The sequence below is a fragment of the Peribacillus sp. TH14 genome, assembly GCF_016651145.1.
Classification (GTDB): Bacteria; Bacillota; Bacilli; order Bacillales; family DSM-1321; genus Peribacillus; species Peribacillus butanolivorans.
This window is the reverse complement of record NZ_JAEKEK010000001.1, coordinates 751,755-775,309: the sequence shown is the minus strand read 5'-3', so window position 1 is coordinate 775,309 and position 23,555 is coordinate 751,755. Positions and strand designations below refer to the sequence as shown.

The window sequence follows — 23,555 nt, the reverse complement described above, 5'->3', positions numbered from 1 at the left end:
CTCCGGCAATATATTAAGAATAATGGGAGAATCGATCTATTTGGGGAGATGCTCAATCATGTGCATGATAGATTCAGTAAGGTATTAAGATATTATCAGCAATTATTTTGCCAGCCAGCTGCTCATATATTCTTCATCTTCTATATCGTGTGCGTCCTTTACGATATACAAGGGACGGAATGTATCGACCATGACGGCTAGTTCCTGTGTTTCTTTTTTACCGATACTTGCCTCAATTTTGCCTGGATGCGGCCCATGTGGCAAACCGCTTGGATGAAGGGTAAGTGAGCCTTTTTCAATACCTCGACGGCTCATGAAGTTACCATGAACATAGTATAGAACCTCATCACTGTCCACATTGCTGTGGACATAAGGAGCAGGAATGGCATCTGGATGGTAATCATACATACGCGGCACAAATGAACAGACAACATAATTATGCGCTTCGAACGTCTGATGTACTGGCGGTGGCTGATGAACGCGCCCTGTTATCGGTTCAAAATCATGAATGCTGAACGCATAAGGAAAGAGATAACCATCCCATCCTACCGCATCAAGCGGATGAAAATCATACGTATAGGATGTAATCATACCCTGTGCTCGCACTCGTATTTCAAATTCTCCTTTTTCATCTTTCGGCTCCAGTTTTTCTGGTGTCCGGAAATCACGCTCGCAATAAGGTGAATGCTCAAGGAGTTGGCCAAATTCATTGCGATAGCGCTTTGGAGGAACAATAGAGGAATTTGATTCAACAATGAAAAATCTAGCTTCCTTTGACTCTAAAACTACACGATATGTTGTGCCTATTGGAATGACAAGATAGTCACCAGGTCCGAAACTTAAATCGCCGAAAATACTTTCAATCTTGCCCGTGCCTTCATGAACAAACAACAATTCATCACCTTCACCGTTCCGATAAAAATAATCCATCTGCTTATTAGGGCGTGCAACGCCGAGAGCTACATCATCGTTAGCCAGGAAAATTTTGCGGGCTTCTAGAAAATCACCGCCTACATTTGTATTCCAGGTCCGGAAATGACGATGTATTAACGCATCTTTTTCTTCAAGTTCATAATGAACATCACGAATTTTTGCTGCTTTCTTAACTTGTGTTGGCTGATTGATATGATAAATGAGTGACTGAATACTAGAGAAACCTTTTGTGCCCATCAATTGCTCATAATATAGGCTTCCATCGTCCTTACGAAACTGAGTATGACGTTTATGTGGAATGCGGCCCATTTTAACATAATGTGTCATTGACTAAACTCCTTTTCCAGCTGTCATCTTTTGTATATAGGTGCTACTTCTTCACGTTTTGCGTACCTAAAATCTTTGCCTCTGAAAGGGCCGGCAAAACTTGACCGCTTACTTCACCAAAACCAATTCGATACCCATCTCCTTGGCACCAGCCACTGATAGTTAACTTGTCTCCATCTTCAATCCAGCTTCGTTTACCGCCGCTGTTAAGTTTAAGCGGTTCTGTGCCACGCCATGAAAGTTCAAGCAGGCTGCCACGTTCTTCACGGTTAGGACCGCTGATAGTACCAGATGCATGCATGTCACCAGGGCGTAGATTACATCCAGTAATGGTATGGTGAGCCACCTGTTGAGCAATCGACCAATACAGATAGCTAAAATTTGTATTCGTAATTTTGGTTGATTGTTCTGTGTTTTCTGGTGTCAAATGAACTTCAAGGTTAATATTGAATGCGCCGTCTTTTGTTTGTTGTAAGTATGGAAACGGCTCCGGTTCCTGCTGTGGCCCAGGTGTGCGAAAAGGATCTAATGCTTCTAGCGGCACAACCCAAGGAGAGATTGATGTAGCGAAATTCTTAGAATTAAATGGCCCAAGAGGCTGGTACTCCCATGCTTGAATATCACGTGCACTCCAGTCATTCACGAGAACTAGCCCGAAAACATGATCTTCAGCCTGATTAACTGGAATTGGTTCTCCAGGGCGGTTGCCAGGTCCAATAAACCAACCCATTTCAAGTTCGAAATCAAGCTGAATAGACGGACCAAATACTGGATCTGCATCTTTTGGTTTGCGCTGTCCCGAAGGGCGCCGCACCTTTGTACCACTTGGAACGATAGAACTGGACCGTCCATGATATCCGATCGGCAAGTGTGTCCAGTTTGGCATGAGTGCATTATCTTTTCCTCTGAACATAGTCCCCACATTGGTCGCGTGCTCTCTTGAGGCATAGAAGTCTGTATAGTCTCCTATCTTTGCAGGAAGTAGCATCTCTACATCTTTCAATGGGTGGAAAGCTTTTAAACGAAGTTCTTCATCATCACGTAAATCAGGCGTGTTCGCATCCAAAAGGTATTGTAATTTCTTACGTACAGAAGTCCAGGCGGGACGGCCGAGTTCCATAAATAGATTGAGTGAAGAAGCGGAAAAGACATTCTTTTCTTCTGCACCGGTCCCTTTTAACAGCCCGGCATCGTCAATTACAGATAAATCAAGAACATATTCACCAATAGCTGTACCGGCACGCGGGCTTTTGTCTTTGAATTGAAAGATGCCATATGGCAAATTTTGAATCGGAAAATGTGATTCCGGTGTTGTTTCGATAAAAGAATATTTCATCGTGGTGCCTCCCCATTAAAAATAGTCAGTTCACCAAGTTCTTTACGCGGCTCATCAAAGCTACAGCTTCCGTAAGAAGCAGCGAAGACTGTGCGTGCTTTGTTGATTTGAGAAGAACTGACAGATATACTGCGCCAAGAAAGCGTGTCTGGTGTAAACGAAAAGTGTGTTGGATCCTCATCCAACAATATGGTTTCAATGATTTTGCTGTCTATTGAATGGCAGTAGGAAAGAAGGGCTGCTGTAAATACGTTAACAAAGCCATGCATTTTTGTTCCCACTTCATTTCGATACTGGCGGATCGGATGATGCAGACCCGCTGTGAACTTTAAAGTTAGATTTCTTTTTCGGGATTCATGAATAACAATCGCTACTTGTTCGGCAGAAGGAAATAAATCCGATGTAATGCCGCCCATGCGCATTTTAATACCAATACTTTTCAAGGATTTTTGATTGATCAAGCGAATAGTATCCAATGTGTATGGAAGTTGATCAATCGTTCCTGCTATTTCACAATAAATCGGATAACTGGCTGTTTGTTTTTCGAGTTTCTCTAAGAAAGAAGAATCAACTTTTTCTGGAAGCGGAACTTCGATCGCCTCAATGGTACCAGCTGTTTTATATGTTTCTAAAAAAAGGTGAATATCTCCCATAGCCGTTTCAATTTCTAGGGGTTTCGTTAAAATAACAGATAATCGAAGTGGATATTGATCATTAAATTGATCTTTATATGGTTCGAGTTCACTCAGTCGTGAAGCGGGAATAACAAATGGACCAAGCATCCAGCTGTCCGAATCATGGATATATGCATGATAATTTGAAATTGCTTCTGGAAGCGGAAGTGCACTTGGTGGAAACAGGCCTGCATAATCAATAAGTTCGGTCATAAAATGACTGAGCGCTTCCTCTTTCCACATTCCATTTACTTTTGTTAACAACAACCTCACACCTCCTATAATAGGAGGCCATACTGGGTATTACGCCAGATGGCCGGTTCATATTAAATATTTCCACGAAGTTCCTGTTCGCGTTCAATCGATTCAAACAATGCTTTAAAGTTTCCATCGCCAAAACCAAGTGCACCTTTACGCTGAATGACTTCGATAAACATAGTTGGACGGTCAACTAATGGTTTTGTGAAAATTTGGAGCAAGTACCCTTCATCATCACGGTCGACAAGGATATTAAGTTCTTGAAGTCGTTTCACATCTTCATCTATATCTCCTACACGATTGGCGAGGTCTGCGTAATAAGTGTCAGGAGTCTTTAAAAACTCAACACCATTTTCTTTTAGTGTGGCCACTGTGGTGATGATATCGTTTGTTAAAAGGGCAAGATGCTGAACACCTTGACCATTATAGTAATCTAGGAATTCTTGAATTTGAGATTTGCGTTTTCCTACAGCCGGTTCATTTATCGGGAACTTAATGCGTCCTGTCCCATTCATCATAACTTTTGACATTAGGGCTGAGTACTCGGTCGAAATGTTTTCATCATCAAAATGTTTCAGAACAGTAAAACCGAATACTTTTTCATAATAATTTGTCCATTCATCCATTACTTCCACATTACCAACAAGGTGGTCAATACCGATTAAGCCTGAAGGTTGAGCTCCAAAGTTGTCCTCACGAGCTTTAAAACCTGGCAGAAATCCACCTTTATAATCGATTGGCTCAACAAGCGTGTGAATCGTATCCCCATATGTGCCTAAGATTGCTTTTCTTACTTTGCCATTTTCATCTTCTTCCACCCATGGTTCTCGAAGAGCGATGCCACCGCGTTCAATAGCACCCGCATATGTTTTTTCTAGGTCTTTTACGAGAAGGGAGATATCTTTTACTCCTTCGCCATGAGTTTTAATAAACTCAGCCACATCTGTGCTGTCTGATAGAGTTCCTGTTAAAATCAATCGGATGGTGCCCTGTGCCATAACGTAAGATACACGGTCACGGGAGCCTGTTTCTAGTCCTTTATATGCTATAAGCTTGAATCCGAAAGCGTTTGCGTAATAATAAGCAGCCTGCTTTGCGTTCCCAGTATAGATTTCTACGTAATGGACACTCTTAACCGGAAACAATTCCTCTTTCTTTGCTTTAGAAGATCCAACTGTTTTTTTAGTCATATTTACCGCTCCTTAATCGTTTTTTTTACATAAAAAAGCTGAATTTTCTTAATTTTCCGCCTGTGATAGTTCACATCATAATACATAAAAATTCACCACGCAAATATGTGTTTTACCGCGGTTGACCATCATGGTAGCAACATTTTAACGCGATAAAACATTTTTGCGTTTAGGTGTACTCTTGCACATTTTTTGTATATCTACTTAAAATGTTAGCAACTAAATAAAAGGGGAATTAGATATGAAAATTAGTGTAAAGTTCTGCCCTAGTAACTTCGAAGATGAGTTGGAAACTATTAAAGATAAATTAATGGAGTGTAGCGGTCTAGAGGTTATTGAGGATAGATGCTTGTTGTATTGCGGACAATGTTTAATGCAGCCGTTTGCAGTTGTAAATGGTGTAAACATTGTCGCAAACGATCCAGTTGAACTTCTCGAAAAAATTGAACAATATGTAGCTAGGCTTAAACAAGGAGACACTGTGTGAACAACGAGAAAATGAAATTAGTAATAATTGATTATCGCTTTTATTGACAACTATATCATTATATTGTGTCTTCCCCGAGAAACATGCGAACCTTCAGAGAGCATCCATCTATGATAAAATATATGTAAAACCCTACTACAAATGCTTATTAATTGCATTGATTGATATCTTCGCATAGTATGACGGAAAAATTCAAGGCCTGTTCCCAAAAAGGGAGCAGGCCTTGAATTTTATGGTTTGGTTTCTTATTTCATCCAATCTGGTTTTCCGAAGCCTGCAAACTTGCTATCGATTACTTCTTCAAACTTGTCTGATTCAACTACTGATTTAATATCCTTAGCAAATTGTGCATCTGCATCTTTTGTATTCACAGCAACAACATTACGATACATATCCGGCATGTTTTCTAAAACAAGGGCATCTTGGAGATCCATTTTTGCTGCAAGAGCGAAGTTACCTGGGACCGCTGATAGGTCAACGCTGTCTGTTGCACGCGGCAATTGAGCCGATTCTAATGGTTTGAATTGAATGTTTTTTGGGTTCTTTGTTACATCTTTTTCCGATATTTTTAAGGGATCGACATCTGGCTTGACTTCAATTAAATCTTCATCTACTAGGACTTTAAGTGCACGTGCAAGGTTAACTGGATCGTTCGGTAGGGCTAGTGATGTACCATCTTTAATGTCTTTCAACGATTTATATTTGTTCGAGTATATACCCATTGGTGCTGTCGGTACAATAACAAGGTCAGAAAGCTCTAAATCATTTTCTTTAGCGAAGTTATCCATATACACTTTGTGCTGGAAAAGGTTGGCGTCGATTGAATTGTTACCAAGTGATTTATTTGGCTGGATATAGTCAGTGAATTCAACGATTTCTATTTTGTAGCCAAGATCTTCTAGGCCTGGCTTGATGGCCTCTTTTACCATATCCGCGTAAGGACCGGTAGTTGCTCCGATTTTCAATTCTTTTTTGTCTTCAGTTTTTGGGGAAGCATTATCGCTTCCGCAAGCTGCCAAGCCAAGGGCTAGTGCGCAAACAGATAATAAAGAAGCTATTTTTTTCATTGGAAATTCCTCCTGTAATATGTTGTATTAAATCATTGTTAAAATGACTGATTCTATCGTTTATTTACTAAGTATGAGGCCTTGTCACCAACCATTTGAATGATTTGTACAAGGCAGATTAACACGACGATTGTCGTGATCATGACTGTGTTGTCATAACGGTAATAGCCGTACCGAATGGCCAGGTCACCAATTCCGCCCCCACCGATTGTCCCAGCCATCGCTGAGTAACCGATAAGTGAAATGGTCGTTAACGTCAACCCTTGAATGATTCCCGGTTTTGCCTCAGGAAGAAGTACATCCTTAATGATCATCCATGGAGTGGCACCTACAGCAATTGCAGCTTCAATCACACCTTTATCTATTTCGCGTAATGCCGATTCAACGATTCTTGCAAAAAAAGGTATCGCGGATACAGATAGGGAAACAGAAGCCGCTCTTGGCCCTATCGTTGATCCAGTAAGCAAATCCGTTAAAGGAAGGAGGGCGACTAAGAGAATGATAAACGGGATTGAACGGACAATATTGACAGCGAAACCGAGAGATCGATTCACGACGTTATTTTCAAAGATTAAATTCTTGGTCGTTGTAAACAGCAATACTCCAAGTGGCAAACCAATTAGAAGGGCTACCGCAAGGGAGATTCCAACCATATAGATTGTTTCGAGAAAGGCTTTATTAAGGTCAGGTAAAATATTGACGACGGAATCAAACAGTGACATGTTTCAACACCTCCACAGAACTGGTCCGATTTGTTATATATTCCAGTGCCGATTGAACTTCAGCAGCCTCACCAATTAATTCAATGATTAAGATTCCTAATGGAACATCCTGAATATATTCAATTTTGCCGTGCAAGATATTTCCCTTTACTGAATACTTTTGTAGAGCATCGGAAAGAATCGATTCACCGGCGGTGGGCCCTTCAAATTGAATTTGAATAATCGTTCCTTTGCTTTCCTCAATTAAGTGTGAGGGAAGCTCAAAATCCAATACACTGCTGATGAATTGCTTCGTCAACTGCTGCTTTGGTTGTGAAAATATCTCATAAACAGATCCTTCTTCGATAATCCTGCCATCCTGCATGACAGCGACTCGATGGCATAGTTCTTTGACTACTTCCATTTCATGGGTAATCAATACTATAGTGATACCAAGTTCCCGACTAATCTTTTTTAATAACTGTAAAATCGCTTTTGTTGTTGTTGGATCAAGGGCAGAAGTCGCTTCATCACATAATAGTACAGTAGGGTTATTGGCTAAGGCTCGCGCTATGCCGACCCGTTGCTTTTGACCTCCGCTGAGCTGGGCCGGATAGACATCCTTTTTATCACTAAGCCCAACTATGTCCAGCAGTTCTAGAACGCGACTTTTGATGACACCCTTTGATTTGTGTGCGGCTTTCAAGGCGAAAGCAACATTTTCAAAAACGGTTTTGGAACTGACTAAGGAAAAGTGCTGAAATATCATACCGATTTTTTGTCGTTGTTTTCGAAGCTCTTTGCCTGATAAAGACGTTAAGTCAATCCCGTCAATAATGATTTTTCCTTTTGTCGGACGTTCAAGCAAATTTAAGCAGCGTATTAATGAGCTTTTTCCGGCTCCGCTGTAGCCAACAATCCCATAAACTTCACCAGTCTGAATTGTCAAAGATACGTTATCCACTCCGACAACTCGGGTATTTTTCGATATGTATTCCTTTCGGACTGATCGGATTTCAATCATGAGCCTTCCCCCTTAAACATAAAAAACTGCCTCTATCATTCAGAAAGAGGCAGCGAAATTATTTCGTCTTATCTTTCAGAATGTAATCATTCTGCAGGAAGTAGCACCGTTCCCGATTGGGGCGGTTGCCGGACATCACAGGGCCTGTTCCCTCAGTCACTCTTGATAAGTAAATTATTATTTTGGAATATTACAAGTTTTCTAATATAATCTATATTATTTGTAAATTCACATATTGTCAATCGTTTCTGTAATTTTAGAATAACTTTCTGGTGATTTAATTAATTTTTTTATGGTAAATCTAGAATTGGATAATCATACCTTTTGGAATCGGGGTATTGTCACCATTGATCGTTAATGGTCGGAAAGCCATACTTTTTTATGATATTTGTAAGATAGGCTTCGTTCTTTTTAGCAGCTTGTCGATTTTTTTTAATAATTACGTGAAGTTTTTGTCAGGAAAGTATTGTTTCAAAGTCTGTATCATGAATGCTTTAGCTTTTTTATCAACCAAGGTAATATTGACAGTTATTCAGCGTTAATGATTAGCCGTGAATTTTTTTATCGTCCAAACTTAAATAGGGAGTACCCTTTATTAACAACTTCCTTTTAACCGAAGCCAGATTTTTGCTGTTTCTTTTCTTAGTTGCATAATAGAATACCTTAAATCAATGACTATGGTTTCAAACAGTGCCTTGATTCTACCGGAAAATATACAATGGGTCTTTGCTAGGAAAAATACTATTTGCTTGTCAAAAGTATGGGGGGATATTACATTTATTGTAATGAACAAGGGGGAAATAGGATATTAAACTATTTTTATACAATTGATGAGGAGGGAAGCCATGCTAGAGATTAAGACGATAAATGATGTGGTTTGTGTACAAGGGACCCCTGAAGGAATAAAGTCGGGGATGAGTGTATATGTTTTTTTAATAGACGGCCTCTTGATTGATACGGGAGCCCAAATTTTATTGGAAGAACTTATCCCTTTCTATGAATCAGCCGACTTCGATTTAGTGGCGCTAACGCATTATCATGAGGACCATACTGGCGGTGCTTCCTGGATACAGGAACATAGAAAAGTTCCAATTTATATTCATCCGATGTCGATTGATGTATGTGCGAAGGATGCTGAATATCCTGATTATCGCAAAACTTTTTGGGGAAGGAGAGATGGCTTCAAAGCTGAGCCGTTGGGGAGGACTGTTCATTCCCGTACCCAAACGTGGGAGCCAATCTTTACCCCAGGTCATGCTAAGGACCATATGGTGTATTTGAATCACAGTAATGGCATGCTGTTTTCAGGTGACCTATTCGTTACACCGAAAACGAAGCTTGTTTTACGGGAAGAATCTGTCCCTGTTATCATCGATTCTATAAATAGATTACTTCAATATGATTTTGGAGAGGTTTTTTGTTGTCATGCCGGTCATGTCCCTAATGGGAAGGAAATGTTTCAAAGAAAGCTCGACTATTTGGAAAACCTGCGTGGTGAAATTTTACGATTACATAATCAAGGCTTGGCAGTTCATGAAATCCAGCAAATTGTTTTGCCGAATCAATATCCGCTTATCGAGATATCTGGCCACGAATGGGATTCGGAGCATATTATCACATCGATATTAAAAGAAAAGATATTGATTAATAAGATTAATAAGGATAATGGAGCGAAATACTAATTAGTGATTTTGTGTAATGGAAGAGGTGTTAATCAATTTCCTTTTGAACACAGAAGCACGCATTGTAATTTAAGGGATAATTTGATACATTTAAACTGAAAATTAAATACGTCTAGAAAAAGGTGCAGATAATATATTGAAGATTATCTGCTTAAAAGGGAAGTCCGGTTAGAATCCGGCGCTGTCCCGCAACTGTATATGAGAGCGATTCGAGTAATGCCACTGTCTTCTGCAAAAGGGGATGGGAAGGTTCGAAAAGCGATGATCATGAGCCAGGATACCTGCCTATTTTTAGCACAGCATCATAAACCTACGAGGATAGGAGGTGTTAAGTGCGAGAATTGACAAGAGCATGTTTTTCATTTTTTGAAAAATGGAAAATTCATGTTTGTTTTTTGTTATGTTTTCTTTTGCACTCTAACAACTTCTAATCGGGAAGTTGTTTTTTTTATTTTTTAGATGTAATCAGTTATAATAGTCGATTTTTTAACAAAATTATAAGGAAATCTCGTCTCTCTATGGAACAGGAGAAAAGTTTTCTTTATGAACAAAATTTAAGGGGGATAATGCATGTTTGGAACAGTTAGATACTTTACGGATTTTTTAAAGGCTCAGATTATGTATAATTTTTCTGGGGAAAAAATGATTTCTTTAAGCGAAAATCATACAAGGTTGAACAAGGAAATTAATGTGAAGGCAAAAAATTCAAAAGAAAAAGTAGAGTATTTACTTAATCTTGAAAAGGCTTATGGAATAATTAATAAGGAAATGTTCGGTCAAAAGGAGGAGTTGACAGTTTTATAAAAAGGAGCCACCTAAAGGAGGCTCCGGACACTAATTATTTATTCTTGTTTGGCTCGGTTTCATCATAAAAATCATGGGCTTCTTCAATGTTCTGAAGGTCAGCAGCTGCATAAACATTCCCGCCGGCCAGCCCTTCATTGATGTAACGGTCGATGTCTAAGAAAGCAGAGTTCTTGCCTTCATATTCGGTATCCTTCAAAAATGTGAATTCTTCTTTATCCAAAAGAAATCCCTCCTAACCTTTTTTATAGTGTAGGCAAAAGAGGGCTTTTTATTCTGAGTAAGTCCTCATGAATGAAATGAGGAGTTTAGCACTAACTTATTCATATACATGATAGACCATTAAGTCATGTATGATGCTTTTGAGATTAGCTTCGTCTGTTTCTGAAGGGGGATTGGCAGTCCATTCGATGGACCCGTCTTTATGGTATAAGGCTTTGACGGCCTGCTTGTTAAAGTAAAAGGAAATTTTCCATCCTGGTAAATTTTTATGTAATGGTGTCCATTGAAAATGAGTAATCATATGTATAACCTCCATATAAGCTGTCTCTCATTTCATTATAATGGAAAACGGCAGATGGAGGTTATTTTCTCGTTTGATTTAATAAAGTTAATTCAATAAACAGGTTTTTCAAATGCAAGAGTCGGCTTGCTTCAATTTCTTCTTCATCAAATTGCATGGGTTTAGAGTTTACTTCGTAAATGAAGAGTGATCCTGTTGAATCTTCGCCAATATCAATAGAGAATTCCCCGAGAAAGCCGAATTTCTTCGAAAGAATCAGACCGCACTTTTGAGCAATGTACGCCAACTTCCGGTTTAAATTCCTCGATTGCAAGTTTTTGTAAGGGAAAAGTTTCCCGCCTCTTGGAGTATGGGTTGTGATTTCCTGGGTTTGTGACATCCGTACAGCCTTACCAGTAATTTTATAGAACCCATTTTCATAATGAACGAGAACTCGGTAATCATAACGATGTCCATTCAGTTTCTTTGGTATAACCGCTCGTTGGGCGAGATAGGCTCTTCTCATCAGTAGCAATTTTTTATGCTCCCAAAATGAGGAGAAATTTGGGAAGGATTCACTATGTTTTAGGCTATTAAACTGAAGAGTTTCATCAGGATTCTCTATTAGTGTGTAAATACCTTTCCCTTGGCTTCCTTTAGATGGTTTTAGGTAAATATGTCTGTGGGATTTTAAAAAAGCCCTCAGTCCATCGCAATCACCTAGGATAATTGTTGATGGAAGATGGTTGGTGAGGGAGCCATCTTCCATTAATGCTTCATACATCATATATTTATCTAAAAAACAAGGATTGAAAAGGTTCATATCATGATCTTGAAAGTAGTTGATAAGCCGTTGAAAATCCTCTGATGCCTCGAAGCCCCTTGAGGGAATTCGGTTATAAACTATATCGGGAAGCGGCATCTTAACCTCGATCCATTTGTTTGAAATGGAGGAAAAAAGGAAGCCTTTTACAGGGATGGAATGAAAGGTCTCAACCGTAAATACAAACACTAAAATCCCATGTTCCAACAAATATAGTGATAAATCCTGAAAAAGGGTCAAGTTTCCCCCTATTCCTGATTCCTTTTTGGGATTTGAAGAAGTTAAAATTCCGACGACGAGCATCCGGCTACCTGGAAAAATAGAAATAGGAATAAGTGTTTGATTATTTTGATTCTGTTTATAGTGTATTTCCTCTTTTTCCGCGCCGGCGAATAGTTGCATGCTTTCTTGGTCGTGGTACCAGCTTTCAGTTGGAATATCGTAAAAAATATTCATCTATGCACACCGACAGCATTTGTAATGGTTTGTTCCGTAAGATAAATAGCATAATCAAGGCTGAGCTTTCTTGTTAGCAGCTCGAACTCTTTGAGTTTTGGATGGGAAAAGATTGAACGTCCTGGTTTAGAATTAGCTTCAAACATCCAAACTTGCCCTTTTTTATCTAATCCAAAATCAAAACCGATTTCTGCAATGATGCCATCTAAGTGCTCTTCAATACTTTCACTTAATATTAGGGCGGCTTCCGATAGCTTTCGTTCGACTTCTTTCGCCTCATCATCATCACCATATAGCTCGGCAATCGTCTTGATGACACCTCCGCTTTTAATGTGGGTAGTAACGCTTCCAGCGCCGGCTATTTTTGCGGCGATTGCAGTTACCTGCCAAATTCCCTTGCTGTCCTTGTTCGTATGCACTCGGAAATCTACAGGTCGTTTTGAAGAACGAATTAATGGTATGCCCTGCTGCACAATGAGATTTTCAAGCGGTCGATTATGAAAGATGTGTTTAACAATGGATTCTAAAGTAGAAAACTTTTGCAATTTATTTTCCTGAGCATCATTTTTATAACGACAATAGTAGACATTTTCATGTTTATCATAAAGAATTTGGTGAATTCCAAGCCCAAGGCTGCCATGAATAGGCTTTATATAAACTTGGCGGTAATGAGAAAGCAGGGTTTCTACGACGGACAGAGATTGAAAAGGATACGTTTCCGGTAAAAAAGGAAGTGCCCGCTCATCCGCACATAACCGTTCATTTATATCCCATTTATTAAAAAAACCTGGATTGTACCAAGGAATTGTATACTCTTTTTGGAATTTCTGTTTCACTTCCTTAGGGCCATCCCGGTTTTCCGTCAAACGGTTAGGGAGCCGGTCATAGATGACATTTGGAAAAGGAAATTCGTTAATATTCCAGTCATCGTTCTCATAGACATAGCCCTTGATTGTTTCTTTTTCCCAATTGATTACATTTTCACCGAAAACAAAAGGGATACAGCCTGTTGTTTGGCTCAGAGAAAGGAGTTTTGAAAAAAAATCTGAACGTTCCCCGAGCGGTTTGTTTGAAATGCCGGTAAAACCTGATGAAAATATCCCGACGACTGGCCCAATATGAATGCTCTTACCGTATATAAATAGATGTAGAGGCATATCGACCTGAGTAAATATTAAAGATTCCGCGAGACTTTCTGACAGGACGATTGTTTGCTTGATTGCAGGATTTTGTTTAACAATGGCAGGACATGAATGCTGGCCAAAATATATTAATTCAATCTCTGCCAAATCTCCAAGCTCTGATGGATAGAAGAGAACGTTGCCGGGAGTATCGGCAATCTCGGCAGGATAAGTCTTTCTCACTCTCTATTCACCTGCTTTCTGAAGATGATCGGCTAAAAATTGGCTATATTGGAACGGTGCGCGATGGATATCCTTCATCGATTCAGGTTGAAGTGTTTGGATGATTTTCCTACCTGGTTTTGAGTTAATATCCATTATCCATATTTGCCCTTTTTTATCAATGCCTAGGTCGATTCCTAGCTCAAATAGCCTTTCAAAAACGGCTTCGGTTTCGACAGGTAAGGTACGGAGGATATGCTGGATTTTTTGTTCGGCAGCAATTGGAATAGATTCAGGATTTTTTTTGATGAAAGCCTCGAGCGAAATAGCTTCCCCACCAGTGGCTAAATTGGACGTGATTCCATCTTGTTGTCCCAGGCGAATGCCTCTGCCGCGTTCCATCCACTGATTTTTTTCGTTTTTTTGAAGTAAAATTCGTAAATCGAACGGTTCCTTTTTCTGGTTGCAAAGTTCTAAATAAGGCTGACAAAGGTAACTATATCGATTTAATAAATGCTGCAGCCATTTGTTCAGTTGAGATTTAGAGTCAAATTTACGGTCGTATTTGGTGCCCTTTTTTGTCATGGACACCAATGTGCCGCCTTCGGTTTTTGTGAGAAGATAGATTCCCGTACCACCTGCTCCAAACTCTGGTTTGATAATAATTTTATCCAGACGTTCCAAATGCCCGCTGATTTCTTCAGGTGTGGTAACTTGAACGGTTTCTGGAAAAAATGCCTCTAGCAGGGGATGTTTTTTTAAAATTTGATAAACTTCCCACTTTCCTGGAAGGCCAAGGCCAAGGAAACTTGAGTTAACTTTTAACCAATTGATTTTATCGCGCATTTCCGTCGAAACACGAGATAAGCCATGGAAACAGCGGTCATATACAAAATCAGGGAGATCAAATGATTCAGAGCGCCATGTTTCCTTTTCGGCATCAAAACGTTCTCCTCGAACTTTCTTCACATCGATATCAATATTCTCGGGTGTGAATTTACATACATTCATATTAAATGATTTAGCTGCTTTTGCTATTTCAGTAAAATAATGATTTTCATGTGTATCTGACGTTGCCATTAATCCTATTAACACGTGCCAGCAACTCCTTTTATGGATGGTTTTCTCGGTCAAGAGTAAGCATAAATTCAACAATGGACTTTACTGATGGACGAAAGGTTTCATAGTTGCCCTGAAATTTTTTCGAAGGTTTCGAGTTCACTTCAATAATCCAAGGGTGTGTGTCAACATCAAGTGCTAAATCGATTCCTAGCTCCCCGAATAAATCATCATGATTTTCTGCCAAAGTATGGGCAGTTTTTTTAGCAAGTCTTATAAGCTTTTGGTGCAAACGTGCGGCTTCCTGAGGGTCAAATACTTCCTTTAAAAAGTCTGAGCCGTTTTTCATCATACCGCCCTGTGCAAGATTGGAAACGATATTACCTGGATCTCCTATCCGGGCAACCATGGAGGTAACTTTCCATTGAAACTGCTCGTTTTGATGAAGAAGGATTCGGAAATCAACTTTTCTCTGATCGATTTCAAACAAGGAAATCCCCTTTTGAAGGATGTAGGCTTGTTTTCTGCAGAATTTTTTCAAGGCGTTATACAACTTTTCATTCGTATCCGCAATATGCACATTTTGTATATGTCCGGTTTGCTCGATTTTCCATTTTCCATCTACTTGTGTTAACCTGCAAATATTCCTTCCTTGACTGCCGGAAGTAGGCTTTAAATAGATAACAGAATGGTTCTCTAAAAATGTAAAGAAGGCTTCCTTCTCGTTAAAAAGTATGGTATCAGGCAGATTTGAAAGCAGTTCATATTCTAAGAGAAGAAGCTCATGTACATCGAACTTAGAAAGAAACCCTCCATTAAACATCGGGATTGAATATGATTTTAGTTCATTTGTAAACAGATCGAAGGTTGGCGATTCTTCCATTCTGCGCGAATGAATCCGATTATAAAACACATTAGGGATAGGTAGAGTAAGGGTTTGCCACCCATTTTTCCCTGGCCAATATCCTTCCACTACGCCTTCTTTTAGAGACTGTATTCCTACTAAAAAGAAGGAAAAGCCTTGTTGATGACAGTAGGATTTCATCTCCTGATAAAATTTTTCCATCTCCCCAAATGTCCCATCTTTCAAGGGAAGTTGGTTGATGAGTGCAGCAAAGAAGGGCCCTATATTTATTGATCTATCCTCCGCATGGAAGGTCACGGAAATTGGGTCTGAAAAAGCAGGCAGGGATAAAATTTGGTTTGTATCAAATGAAAGCTTTATTGTTGGCTGGGATGAAGGGAATGGTTGGACGAGTACAGGAACGGAACGGCATCCCGCCATAAGAGTAAGGGGTTCCCCATATTGAAGATCCCACGCCTCGAATAATTTTTCTTCGATGAACAGTAGTGCCTTCTTTCTAGTGATTGCAGGATTTACCGTAATGAAAATTTTTTGAAATTTAAGATTCATTATAATTCCCCGTTTGCACTAAGTTTGATATCCTTTTATAATTAAATGATGGGCAAAAGTGGATAACACATTCTATGTTTTTCCAATTAGAACGTGTCATTAAGCCTTTATTTCAAGCAACAAAAGGAGAAATCCTCATGGATGAGTTTTGGGTAAAAATACTGTTTATGGTTGTTGTTGGTGCTGTAATTGGAGGGTTCACTAATTTATTGGCTATCCGGATGCTGTTTAGACCTTATAAACCAATCTATATTTTCGGGAAACAGCTGCCGTTGACACCAGGTTTAATTCCTAAGCGGCAAGATGAGTTAGCCAGTCAGTTAGGTAAATTGGTCGTTGAACATTTAATCACACCTGAAAGCATTCAAAGTAAGGTTATCAATGATGCCTCTATACAGAATATGAAAATTTTCGTTCAGGCAGAAGTAAAGAAAGCGTTGTCCACGGAAAAAAGTACAGCTCAATTGCTTGATCAATTGGGAATGAAGAATTCTTCCTTCTCGTTAGAACAGCAATTACAGACTTTCGTTCTTGGTAAATACGAAACATGGTTGGACGAAAATAGCGGCAAGAGCTTACAGGACATCGTCCCATTGCACATTCAGCAAAAAGCAGTGGAGTCGATCCCGGATATTTCTCGATTCATCGTAACAAAAGGAAAAGAATATTTTAACAGTGAAGAAGGTAAGGGGCGCCTTGAAGACATGTTGGATGATTTTTTCAAGGAACGGGGTAAATTGATCAATTTAATTCAGATGTTTATCGGGAATGAAAAGTTAATTGATAAAATTCAGCCGGAAATCATTAAATTTTTTGAACAATCACGAACTATTGATATATTGTCAGTGATGATGGTAAAAGAGTGGGGAAACCTCGAGAAATGGGATGTTAAGAAAGTAGAAAGCTTGATTGGGAAAGAAACGATAAGACAGTTTATTACCGAAAAAACGACAGAAATGATACCAGTCGCTACTATCATGGAAAAACCAGTTCGTGAGTTGACTGCCAATTTCTCTGATAAGATTGTTGAAAAAGGGGTCCCAATTCTTGTGGAAAAAGGTGCCGACTATTTAATTAATCACTTTCAGCCGCTTTTCCAAAAGCTTCATTTGGATGATATTGTGGAAGAACAGGTGGCCTCATTTTCCGTTTCGCGACTTGAGGAAATGGTCGTTTCCATCACTAAGAAGGAATTGTCAATGATCACATACCTTGGAGCATTGCTTGGAGGAATCATCGGTTTATTCCAAGGTTTTGTAACTGTTTTATTAGGATGACGTGTAATTAGCAAAGGGATTTGTTATAGTGGTAAAGGTGTAGGAATACAATGATTACTGGGAGGGGAAAACCATGAGTAACGTATATGATGCAGCATATGAAATGGAAAAGGCAATTCGAGCAAGTAATGAATATGCCGACTTGCAACGCTTATATGAAATCGTCAATTCGGATGAAGCAACAAAAGGAATGTTTGAAAACTTTCGAAATTTGCAGATGTCTTTGCAACAAAAGCAAATGATGGGGCAGGAAATTGCTCCGGAAGAGGTGGAGCAAGCACAAAAAACAGTACAGCTTGTTCAACAAAACCCAACCATCTCAAAATTGATGGAAGCGGAACAAAGGATGAGCATGGTCATTGCTGACCTTAATAAAATTATCATGAAGCCGCTTGAAGATTTATATGGTCTGCCTGAACAACAGTAGTAAGCTGTTGAGAACTCCCTGCCTTTATGGTAGGGAGTTTTTTTGTCGGAAAAGTTAGTGCCAAATCGAGTGTAAGGTGCTCTGAACTTCTATTTGTTCTACTCTTCAAATTTTAGTCATAAATTTGAAAGAGGATACTATAGATGGGGGAGATCAACATGGTATATCGTCTACTTGCGATTAATATTGACGGAACATTGCTCCAGTCGAATGGCCGTTTAAATAAATCAACTAAAGAAGCAATTGATTATGTGCACCAAAAAGGTGTCCATGTTGCGCTTGTGACGTCAAGAAACTATCACTCTGCAAAAAAAGCGGCCAAAGCCCTAAAAATAAATCCGATGATCGTTGCTCAGCAGGGAGCTTTTGTTGGAGCATCAATTGAGAAGCCTATATTGGTGAAAAGAATTTCAGAAGAATTGACTGTGGAACTAGTTCAAATGCTTGAAAAAACTACCTGCCAAATTCTACTCATTCATGAAAAATACTCGCTTGGCAATCGAGTCAACCTTCCAGAGAATTTGCTCGGTAAATCAGTTATGTATTTGAATGATCAAAATATATATGCTCAAAATTATGTGGATGATATCAGTGAAGAGTTAATTGATAAGCCAATGGCTCCGACAAAAATAGATATCATTTTTTCGGAACAAAGTGACCAAACTGATATGCTAAAACTGATAAAGGATATGTTCCCGGAGGTTGATGTTATCCTACATCCAGGATACAAGCTGACGGTTGTTCCAAAGGGTGTATCCAAGTGGAGCGGTGTATTGTATTTAGCAGATCATTTAAAGGTAAAAAGAAGTGAAATTGTCTCGATTGGAGACGGGTTAGATGATATGGAGATGATAGCTGGATCTGGTCTGGGTGTTGCCATGGGCAACGCAGATCAGGAAGTTAAGAAAGTCGCGAAATGGGTGACCCGCTCTAATGATGAACACGGTGTTGCCTATATGTTAAGAGAATTTTTCCGTAAACAACATCCGATTGAGTTTTTGCAGAAGATGAATATGCTTAAATGAATAAGGAGACTCCTTCGATCACGAAGGAGTCCTATTTAGTTATGTCGCTGGCAATGTGATTTTATATAATAATTCTAAGCACCTTTCCATAAACTAAAGAAAATCTGTAAAGGAAAGGAAGAATTCAATGGGTATTATCAATGCGAAAGAAGTACAAGTAGGTGACGAGGTATTTGTAATTTATAATAATCCCCATGTTCCTACTGTTTCGAATGTGAGGGCAGCAGAAATTGTCCCTCATCCAAAAGATCCTAATGCAGTTGCTTTGTTTCTGAACGATACATTTCATACAATTGAAGATGATGATGCTTTATTTTCTTCAGAAGCCGCTGCTGAAAAAGCCTATAACGATTATATGGACAACCAGATGATGTAAAGTTGAAGTGGGGGTCTTTGATTATCATATTTTAATGAGTATTAATGAAAAAAGCCTCACGCTTTGAAAAGCGGGGGCTTTTATTTTTGGGCTGCATTAATCACTCGTAACATCACGTGAATTTGTCCCATGTGGTACGTTTCGTGGAAAAGTGCAAGATTGACCATTTCGCTATAAGTTGTAAAACCTTTGAATGGTTTCTCCAGTTTTTCATTTAAGCGTTCTTCAGGAATGGCCAGAAGGCGATTAAGCTGTTCTTTAAATTGCTGAATTAAAACGTTAACTGATGGAACATCGTCTGTCCAGTCAGTCGGACTTGTACCTTGTGCAAAGAAATTAACATAATTGTCTGGCAAGTTCCCTGCTCGCGGATGATCGAGCAAGAATTTTTCTGTTACGAACAACGTATGGCCAAGATGCCAGTGAATGTTGTTGTTGAATCCTATTGGCTGAATGCTTGCCAGTTCAGGAGTAACACAATCAATAGCTCGTTCGAAAAATTTCCCTCTAATTAGTGAGAATCGTTTCTGTAATGGATTCATGCTAGATCCCCCTTTTTTAGCTCCTGTGAATGATATGTAATTATATAAAAACGTCCTTCGAATTATATCAAGGTTGTTCCTTGTTAAGTAAATCGAGATTTATTTAACAAGAAATTTCTGCCACTCCGGTTTTTATCGAAAAATCGGAATGGCAGCTTGTGGTTTATTAGTTAGGATTGGATGAGAAGTTTCATCGCATGAATTTGTCCAATGTGACTTGCCTCGTGTAGGACTACGAAGTTAATAAACTCTCCTACTGTTTCCATTTCTCTGAAAGGTTGTGCTACTTTTTCGTTCAAGCTTTCTTCCGGAATTTCAAGAAGCCGGCCAAGTTGTTCTTGTAACTGCTGCTTTAAAACTTCAACAGAAGGGATATCGCCTGTCCAGTCAGCTGGTTTTGAACCGTATCCAAATAGTTGTCCGTAATTAGCAGGCAGGTTGCTGTTATTTGGGGAGTCCAATAAAAATTTTTCCGCTGCGGATAGGACATGTCCAAGATGCCAATGGATTGTATTATTGAACCCTTTCGGCTGCACATCCATAAGCTCTGGACTTAATCCCTCGATTTCTTTTAGTAAATTTTCGCGCATAACTTTAAGTTGATTTTTCACATAACTCATTTTTTTGTTCCCCTCTCACTACTTTTTTAGCAAAATAGTTCCTCATGAAATTATATCAAGGTTGTTTGGGTATTATCAAATTTTAGGTAAGCACTTTCAAAACGAGAGGTGTATATTAATTTACAAATAATTTCATTTTTACACTTGAGATTATCAGAAAATTTAATATAATTAGATATATGTTATGTTATATAACGTAAGTGCGTTAGGTAATGACTAATATTGTGTGTTGTATCTTTAATAGACTCTTATTATAAGGTGCTTTATGGTTTTGATTGGCAGAAGGAGAGAGGGCATGCGCTTAACAGCTAGGGAGCAAGAAAAATTAATGGTCGTAGTGGCAGCAGATTTGGCAAGAAGACGAAAAAATCGCGGCTTGAAATTGAACTATCCGGAATCGATTGCCTTGATCACATATGAAATTGTGGAAGGGGCACGCGATGGTAAGTCTGTCGCAGAACTGATGCAGTTTGGAAAGACAATTCTTTCAAGTGAAGATGTGATGGAAGGAATCCCGGAGATTATTCACGATATTCAAGTGGAAGCGACTTTTCCTGATGGTACAAAGCTTGTGACGGTTCATAATCCGATTCAGTAAGGAGTTTTAAGCCATGATACCTGGAGAATATATTTTGAAAAAAGGACCGATTGTATGTAATGTAGGGAAGCCTTTGACAGTCATCTCCGTGACCAATAGGGGAGACCGGCCGATTCAAATTGGCTCACATTTTCACTTTTACGAAGTGAATCTTGGGTTGGAATTTTCTAGGGAAGATGCTTTTGGGAAAAGGCTAAACATTCCTGCCGGCACAGCGGTCCGTTTTGAGCCGGGAGATGCCAAAGAAATAGAACTGGTGCCATTTAGCGGCAAGAGGGAAGTTTATGGATTAAGCAATCAAACTAATGGTCCGCTCGATGGGAATTGGGAAATATGAGTCATGAAATGTCACGTAAGCAATATGCAGACATGTTTGGTCCGACAACTGGCGATTTAATTAGATTGGCAGATACAGATCTTTTCATAGAAATAGAAAAGGATTTTACAAAATACGGAGATGAAGTGAAATTCGGCGGAGGTAAGGTGATTCGTGATGGTATGGGTCAACATCCTACTGCTTCAAGAGACGAGGTCATGGATCTCGTTTTCACCAATTCAATCATCGTCGATTATACCGGAATTTATAAAGCAGATATCGGCGTGAAGGATGGAAATATTGCAGCTATTGGCAAGGCTGGCAACCCGCTATTGATGGATGGAGTGACTATGGTGATTGGGGCTGCAACTGAAATAATTGCAGCTGAAGGAAAGATAATAACAGCCGGAGGCATTGATGCTCACATCCACTTCATTGCGCCGCAGCAAATTGAGACTGCACTATCAAGCGGAATTACCACGATGATTGGCGGCGGAACCGGACCGGCAACGGGATCGAACGCCACGACATGTACGCCAGGAGCCTGGAATATACATAAAATGCTTGAGGCTGCAGATCATTTTCCTATGAATCTTGGGTTTTTAGGGAAAGGTAATTCCTCGGCCAAAGAACCTCTAGCTGAACAAATAGAAGCTGGTGCGATTGGGCTGAAATTGCATGAAGATTGGGGAACGACGGCCGCTGCAATCGATACAAGTTTAACGGTGGCGGATGAATACGATGTTCAGGTAGCGATTCATTCTGACACGCTTAATGAAGGAGGTTTTGTTGAGGATACGATTAAAGCGATCGGGGGCCGTGTGATTCATACATATCATACTGAAGGTGCAGGTGGCGGGCATGCTCCTGATATCATCAAGGCGGCAAGCTACTCCAACATTCTTCCATCCTCGACTAATCCTACCCGGCCTTACACAATCAATACTCTAGAAGAGCATTTGGACATGCTTATGGTCTGCCATCATTTGGATCCATCCGTACCAGAAGATATCGCTTTTGCTGATTCCCGAATAAGGAAAGAGACGATAGCCGCTGAAGACATTCTGCATGACCTGGGCGTTTTTAGTATGATTAGCTCGGATTCTCAAGCAATGGGACGTGTAGGCGAAGTCATATTACGGACATGGCAGACAGCAGATAAGATGAAAAAGCAACGGGGGAAAATGAAAGAAGAAACAGGGGAAGGAGACAATTTACGCGTGAAGCGTTATGTCGCCAAGTATACGATAAACCCTGCCATTACCCATGGAATCTCTGATGTGGTTGGTTCGGTAGAAGAAGGGAAATTCGCCGACTTGGTGCTCTGGGATCCAGCCTTTTTTGGAGTGAAACCAGATATGGTATTAAAAGGCGGCATGATTGCCCACAGTATTATGGGTGACCCCAATGCCTCGATTCCAACGCCTCAACCTGTGTTATACCGTCCGATGTTTGCGAGTTATGGCCAGGCTGTAGCGAGTACGTCCATTACGTTCCTATCAAAGGCGTCCTATGAAGCAGGAATTCACAAAGACCTGGGTCTGAAAAAAATAATGAAGACTGTCTCGAATATTCGTAGTCTTACAAAAAAAGATATGAAGTTAAATGGGGAAACCCCCGTCATAGAGGTTGATCCGCAAACCTATGAAGTGACGGTGGACGGTGATTTAATTACGTGTGAGCCGGCAGAAGTACTGCCGATGGCACAACGATACTTTTTATTCTGAGATGATACCATGATTCTGGAAAAGGTATTAGGAAATATAGAGTTTTTTGAAAAAAACACGAAACATATGAAAAGGGTTTAGAAAGTGATGCATTAAGAAAACAAATTCTATGAGCGAAAACGGATCATGGGAAAGAAATTGGGATTCGTCTTAAGGAATACAAAGAATTAATGGATGGAGGCATCCTTTATGTGGATGAAAAGAATATGATTGTGTTTCAGACGATTGATGACGATATTTAGGCGATAGTGCCTATATCTATTGGCCAGATGGGTGGAAAAGGACATGTTTATTTAAGAGAGGTTCAGTTATGCTTATATAGAAGCCCTTGTCAGTTTTTGAGCTATCACTGAAGCTTTGAAATAAAGTTTGATCAAAGATACCTCGTAAACCCGTATTTTACGATAAATAAAAAGAATTCATTTTGAAAAAAGATTGATCAAAATGGATTCTTCTCCAGCAAATTTAAGTTTGATTTTTATAAAAAAGTTTGATCATTTTCTACCTATGTTGTTCAACAATTGCACCCTTTAATGGAATAACATAGATGGAATTTTATAAACAAAA

At 39.5% G+C, this 23,555-nt stretch carries 25 protein-coding genes, 1 pseudogene and 2 riboswitches; of the genes and pseudogenes, 11 read left to right on the top strand and 15 right to left on the bottom strand.

Features of this window, described 5'->3' with window-relative positions:
- Window positions 1-102: 102 nt before the first annotated feature.
- From JFU50_RS03925 to hppD, 4 genes are read right to left on the bottom strand one after another with little or no spacing between them, the layout of a single operon-like run.
- Window positions 103-1,260, bottom strand: a complete 1,158-nt coding sequence (locus JFU50_RS03925; RefSeq protein ID WP_201221765.1) for a homogentisate 1,2-dioxygenase — start codon at window positions 1,258-1,260, stop codon at window positions 103-105.
- A 43-nt stretch (window positions 1,261-1,303) separates the two neighbouring features.
- Window positions 1,304-2,596 (bottom strand): fumarylacetoacetase, encoded by a 1,293-nt coding sequence (gene fahA / locus JFU50_RS03920; RefSeq protein WP_201221763.1) that lies wholly within the window; start codon window positions 2,594-2,596, stop codon window positions 1,304-1,306.
- A complete protein-coding gene (locus JFU50_RS03915; RefSeq protein ID WP_201221761.1) occupies window positions 2,593-3,537 on the bottom strand; it encodes a hypothetical protein in 945 nt (314 codons plus the stop codon). The genes fahA and JFU50_RS03915 overlap by 4 nt, the downstream gene beginning before the upstream one ends.
- Window positions 3,538-3,596: 59 nt before the next feature.
- Window positions 3,597-4,718 carry a 4-hydroxyphenylpyruvate dioxygenase gene (gene hppD, locus JFU50_RS03910; RefSeq protein WP_201221759.1) on the bottom strand — a complete coding sequence of 374 codons (1,122 nt, stop codon included), beginning with the start codon at window positions 4,716-4,718 and terminating at the stop codon, window positions 3,597-3,599.
- A 241-nt stretch (window positions 4,719-4,959) separates the two neighbouring features.
- Between hppD and JFU50_RS03905 the strand changes: the two genes are divergently transcribed.
- The gene (locus tag JFU50_RS03905; RefSeq protein WP_201182037.1) at window positions 4,960-5,205 is read left to right on the top strand and encodes a DUF1450 domain-containing protein; all 246 of its coding nucleotides are present in this window, start codon (window positions 4,960-4,962) and stop codon (window positions 5,203-5,205) included.
- A 245-nt stretch (window positions 5,206-5,450) separates the two neighbouring features.
- Here JFU50_RS03905 and JFU50_RS03900 read toward each other — a convergent pair whose 3' ends face one another.
- The 3 genes from JFU50_RS03900 to JFU50_RS03890 are packed head-to-tail and all read right to left on the bottom strand — an operon-like array spanning window position 5,451 to window position 7,997.
- Window positions 5,451-6,272 (bottom strand): MetQ/NlpA family ABC transporter substrate-binding protein, encoded by an 822-nt coding sequence (locus tag JFU50_RS03900; protein WP_201221757.1) that lies wholly within the window; start codon window positions 6,270-6,272, stop codon window positions 5,451-5,453.
- Between the two features lie 53 nt (window positions 6,273-6,325).
- Window positions 6,326-6,994: a methionine ABC transporter permease gene (locus JFU50_RS03895; RefSeq protein ID WP_053344881.1), complete on the bottom strand. Its 669-nt coding sequence runs from the start codon at window positions 6,992-6,994 to the stop codon at window positions 6,326-6,328.
- A complete protein-coding gene (locus JFU50_RS03890) occupies window positions 6,981-7,997 on the bottom strand; it encodes a methionine ABC transporter ATP-binding protein (protein WP_201182035.1) in 1,017 nt (338 codons plus the stop codon). The genes JFU50_RS03895 and JFU50_RS03890 overlap by 14 nt, the downstream gene beginning before the upstream one ends.
- Window positions 7,998-8,062: 65 nt before the next feature.
- Window positions 8,063-8,169: riboswitch (SAM riboswitch) on the bottom strand.
- 673 nt (window positions 8,170-8,842) lie between these two features.
- Between JFU50_RS03890 and JFU50_RS03885 the strand changes: the two genes are divergently transcribed.
- Window positions 8,843-9,679: an MBL fold metallo-hydrolase gene (locus tag JFU50_RS03885; RefSeq protein ID WP_201221755.1), complete on the top strand. Its 837-nt coding sequence runs from the start codon at window positions 8,843-8,845 to the stop codon at window positions 9,677-9,679.
- A gap of 103 nt (window positions 9,680-9,782) precedes the next feature.
- Window positions 9,783-9,982, top strand: a riboswitch (cobalamin riboswitch).
- Window positions 9,983-10,249: 267 nt separating this feature from the next.
- Window positions 10,250-10,483 carry a hypothetical protein gene (locus JFU50_RS03880; protein ID WP_201221753.1) on the top strand — a complete coding sequence of 78 codons (234 nt, stop codon included), beginning with the start codon at window positions 10,250-10,252 and terminating at the stop codon, window positions 10,481-10,483.
- Between the two features lie 34 nt (window positions 10,484-10,517).
- On the opposite strand, the gene JFU50_RS03875 is transcribed toward JFU50_RS03880, so the two are convergent.
- The 6 genes from JFU50_RS03875 to JFU50_RS03850 all read right to left on the bottom strand — a co-directional run bounded on the left by JFU50_RS03875 (window position 10,518) and on the right by JFU50_RS03850 (window position 16,080).
- Window positions 10,518-10,706 carry a hypothetical protein gene (locus tag JFU50_RS03875; protein WP_053344891.1) on the bottom strand — a complete coding sequence of 63 codons (189 nt, stop codon included), beginning with the start codon at window positions 10,704-10,706 and terminating at the stop codon, window positions 10,518-10,520.
- A 96-nt stretch (window positions 10,707-10,802) separates the two neighbouring features.
- Entirely contained in the window at window positions 10,803-11,006 is a 204-nt protein-coding gene (locus JFU50_RS03870) for a YheE family protein (RefSeq protein ID WP_201221752.1), read from the bottom strand.
- 61 nt (window positions 11,007-11,067) lie between these two features.
- Window positions 11,068-12,264, bottom strand: a complete 1,197-nt coding sequence (locus tag JFU50_RS03865; protein ID WP_201221751.1) for a YheC/YheD family endospore coat-associated protein — start codon at window positions 12,262-12,264, stop codon at window positions 11,068-11,070.
- Window positions 12,261-13,628 carry a YheC/YheD family protein gene (locus tag JFU50_RS03860; protein WP_201221750.1) on the bottom strand — a complete coding sequence of 456 codons (1,368 nt, stop codon included), beginning with the start codon at window positions 13,626-13,628 and terminating at the stop codon, window positions 12,261-12,263. Before JFU50_RS03860 ends, JFU50_RS03865 begins: the two co-directional genes overlap by 4 nt.
- A 3-nt stretch (window positions 13,629-13,631) precedes the next feature.
- On the bottom strand, window positions 13,632-14,702 hold the full coding sequence (locus JFU50_RS03855) for a YheC/YheD family endospore coat-associated protein (protein ID WP_201182019.1): 1,071 nt from the start codon (window positions 14,700-14,702) through the stop codon (window positions 13,632-13,634).
- Window positions 14,703-14,718: 16 nt separating this feature from the next.
- Window positions 14,719-16,080, bottom strand: coding sequence for a YheC/YheD family endospore coat-associated protein (locus JFU50_RS03850; RefSeq protein WP_201221749.1), 1,362 nt, complete (start codon window positions 16,078-16,080; stop codon window positions 14,719-14,721).
- A gap of 137 nt (window positions 16,081-16,217) precedes the next feature.
- Here JFU50_RS03850 and JFU50_RS03845 point away from each other — a divergent pair, with 137 nt between their 5' ends.
- From JFU50_RS03845 to JFU50_RS03830, 4 genes are all read left to right on the top strand, one after another.
- Window positions 16,218-17,357, top strand: coding sequence for a DUF445 domain-containing protein (locus tag JFU50_RS03845; protein ID WP_201221748.1), 1,140 nt, complete (start codon window positions 16,218-16,220; stop codon window positions 17,355-17,357).
- A 73-nt stretch (window positions 17,358-17,430) separates the two neighbouring features.
- Complete coding sequence (locus JFU50_RS03840; protein WP_053344898.1) at window positions 17,431-17,784, top strand: YlbF family regulator; 354 nt, start codon at window positions 17,431-17,433, stop codon at window positions 17,782-17,784.
- A gap of 158 nt (window positions 17,785-17,942) precedes the next feature.
- A complete protein-coding gene (locus JFU50_RS03835) occupies window positions 17,943-18,809 on the top strand; it encodes a Cof-type HAD-IIB family hydrolase (RefSeq protein ID WP_201182013.1) in 867 nt (288 codons plus the stop codon).
- Between the two features lie 127 nt (window positions 18,810-18,936).
- A complete protein-coding gene (locus JFU50_RS03830; RefSeq protein ID WP_053344899.1) occupies window positions 18,937-19,185 on the top strand; it encodes a transcriptional regulator SplA domain-containing protein in 249 nt (82 codons plus the stop codon).
- A gap of 80 nt (window positions 19,186-19,265) precedes the next feature.
- Here the strand turns inward: JFU50_RS03830 and JFU50_RS03825 are convergent, their stop codons facing one another.
- Both JFU50_RS03825 and JFU50_RS03820 read right to left on the bottom strand, forming a co-directional pair.
- On the bottom strand, window positions 19,266-19,727 hold the full coding sequence (locus JFU50_RS03825; RefSeq protein ID WP_201221747.1) for a DinB family protein: 462 nt from the start codon (window positions 19,725-19,727) through the stop codon (window positions 19,266-19,268).
- 170 nt (window positions 19,728-19,897) lie between these two features.
- The gene (locus tag JFU50_RS03820; protein ID WP_056527958.1) at window positions 19,898-20,347 is read right to left on the bottom strand and encodes a DinB family protein; all 450 of its coding nucleotides are present in this window, start codon (window positions 20,345-20,347) and stop codon (window positions 19,898-19,900) included.
- A gap of 295 nt (window positions 20,348-20,642) precedes the next feature.
- On the opposite strand from JFU50_RS03820, the gene JFU50_RS03815 reads away from it, so the two are divergent.
- The 4 genes and pseudogenes from JFU50_RS03815 to ureE form a co-directional block, all read left to right on the top strand.
- Window positions 20,643-20,945, top strand: a complete 303-nt coding sequence (locus JFU50_RS03815) for an urease subunit gamma (protein ID WP_201182009.1) — start codon at window positions 20,643-20,645, stop codon at window positions 20,943-20,945.
- A gap of 13 nt (window positions 20,946-20,958) precedes the next feature.
- Window positions 20,959-21,282, top strand: coding sequence for an urease subunit beta (locus JFU50_RS03810; RefSeq protein WP_057219534.1), 324 nt, complete (start codon window positions 20,959-20,961; stop codon window positions 21,280-21,282).
- On the top strand, window positions 21,279-22,988 hold the full coding sequence (gene ureC, locus JFU50_RS03805; RefSeq protein ID WP_201221745.1) for an urease subunit alpha: 1,710 nt from the start codon (window positions 21,279-21,281) through the stop codon (window positions 22,986-22,988). The genes JFU50_RS03810 and ureC overlap by 4 nt, the downstream gene beginning before the upstream one ends.
- A gap of 128 nt (window positions 22,989-23,116) precedes the next feature.
- A pseudogene (gene ureE / locus JFU50_RS31910) lies at window positions 23,117-23,230 on the top strand (urease accessory protein UreE); the annotation flags it as partial.
- Between the last annotated feature and the right edge of the window lie 325 nt (window positions 23,231-23,555).

Coding starts and splice junctions, on each gene's coding strand:
- JFU50_RS03925 (WP_201221765.1), bottom strand. CDS start 1,260: ATGACACATTATGTTAAAATGGGCCGCATTCCACATAAACGTCATACT.
- fahA (WP_201221763.1), bottom strand. CDS start 2,596: ATGAAATATTCTTTTATCGAAACAACACCGGAATCACATTTTCCGATT.
- hppD (WP_201221759.1), bottom strand. CDS start 4,718: ATGACTAAAAAAACAGTTGGATCTTCTAAAGCAAAGAAAGAGGAATTG.
- JFU50_RS03905 (WP_201182037.1), top strand. CDS start 4,960: ATGAAAATTAGTGTAAAGTTCTGCCCTAGTAACTTCGAAGATGAGTTG.
- JFU50_RS03900 (WP_201221757.1), bottom strand. CDS start 6,272: ATGAAAAAAATAGCTTCTTTATTATCTGTTTGCGCACTAGCCCTTGGC.
- JFU50_RS03895 (WP_053344881.1), bottom strand. CDS start 6,994: ATGTCACTGTTTGATTCCGTCGTCAATATTTTACCTGACCTTAATAAA.
- JFU50_RS03890 (WP_201182035.1), bottom strand. CDS start 7,997: ATGATTGAAATCCGATCAGTCCGAAAGGAATACATATCGAAAAATACC.
- JFU50_RS03885 (WP_201221755.1), top strand. CDS start 8,843: ATGCTAGAGATTAAGACGATAAATGATGTGGTTTGTGTACAAGGGACC.
- JFU50_RS03880 (WP_201221753.1), top strand. CDS start 10,250: ATGTTTGGAACAGTTAGATACTTTACGGATTTTTTAAAGGCTCAGATT.
- JFU50_RS03870 (WP_201221752.1), bottom strand. CDS start 11,006: ATGATTACTCATTTTCAATGGACACCATTACATAAAAATTTACCAGGA.
- JFU50_RS03865 (WP_201221751.1), bottom strand. CDS start 12,264: ATGAATATTTTTTACGATATTCCAACTGAAAGCTGGTACCACGACCAA.
- JFU50_RS03850 (WP_201221749.1), bottom strand. CDS start 16,080: ATGAATCTTAAATTTCAAAAAATTTTCATTACGGTAAATCCTGCAATC.
- JFU50_RS03845 (WP_201221748.1), top strand. CDS start 16,218: ATGGATGAGTTTTGGGTAAAAATACTGTTTATGGTTGTTGTTGGTGCT.
- JFU50_RS03840 (WP_053344898.1), top strand. CDS start 17,431: ATGAGTAACGTATATGATGCAGCATATGAAATGGAAAAGGCAATTCGA.
- JFU50_RS03835 (WP_201182013.1), top strand. CDS start 17,943: ATGGTATATCGTCTACTTGCGATTAATATTGACGGAACATTGCTCCAG.
- JFU50_RS03830 (WP_053344899.1), top strand. CDS start 18,937: ATGGGTATTATCAATGCGAAAGAAGTACAAGTAGGTGACGAGGTATTT.
- JFU50_RS03825 (WP_201221747.1), bottom strand. CDS start 19,727: ATGAATCCATTACAGAAACGATTCTCACTAATTAGAGGGAAATTTTTC.
- JFU50_RS03820 (WP_056527958.1), bottom strand. CDS start 20,347: ATGAGTTATGTGAAAAATCAACTTAAAGTTATGCGCGAAAATTTACTA.
- JFU50_RS03815 (WP_201182009.1), top strand. CDS start 20,643: ATGCGCTTAACAGCTAGGGAGCAAGAAAAATTAATGGTCGTAGTGGCA.
- JFU50_RS03810 (WP_057219534.1), top strand. CDS start 20,959: ATGATACCTGGAGAATATATTTTGAAAAAAGGACCGATTGTATGTAAT.
- ureC (WP_201221745.1), top strand. CDS start 21,279: ATGAGTCATGAAATGTCACGTAAGCAATATGCAGACATGTTTGGTCCG.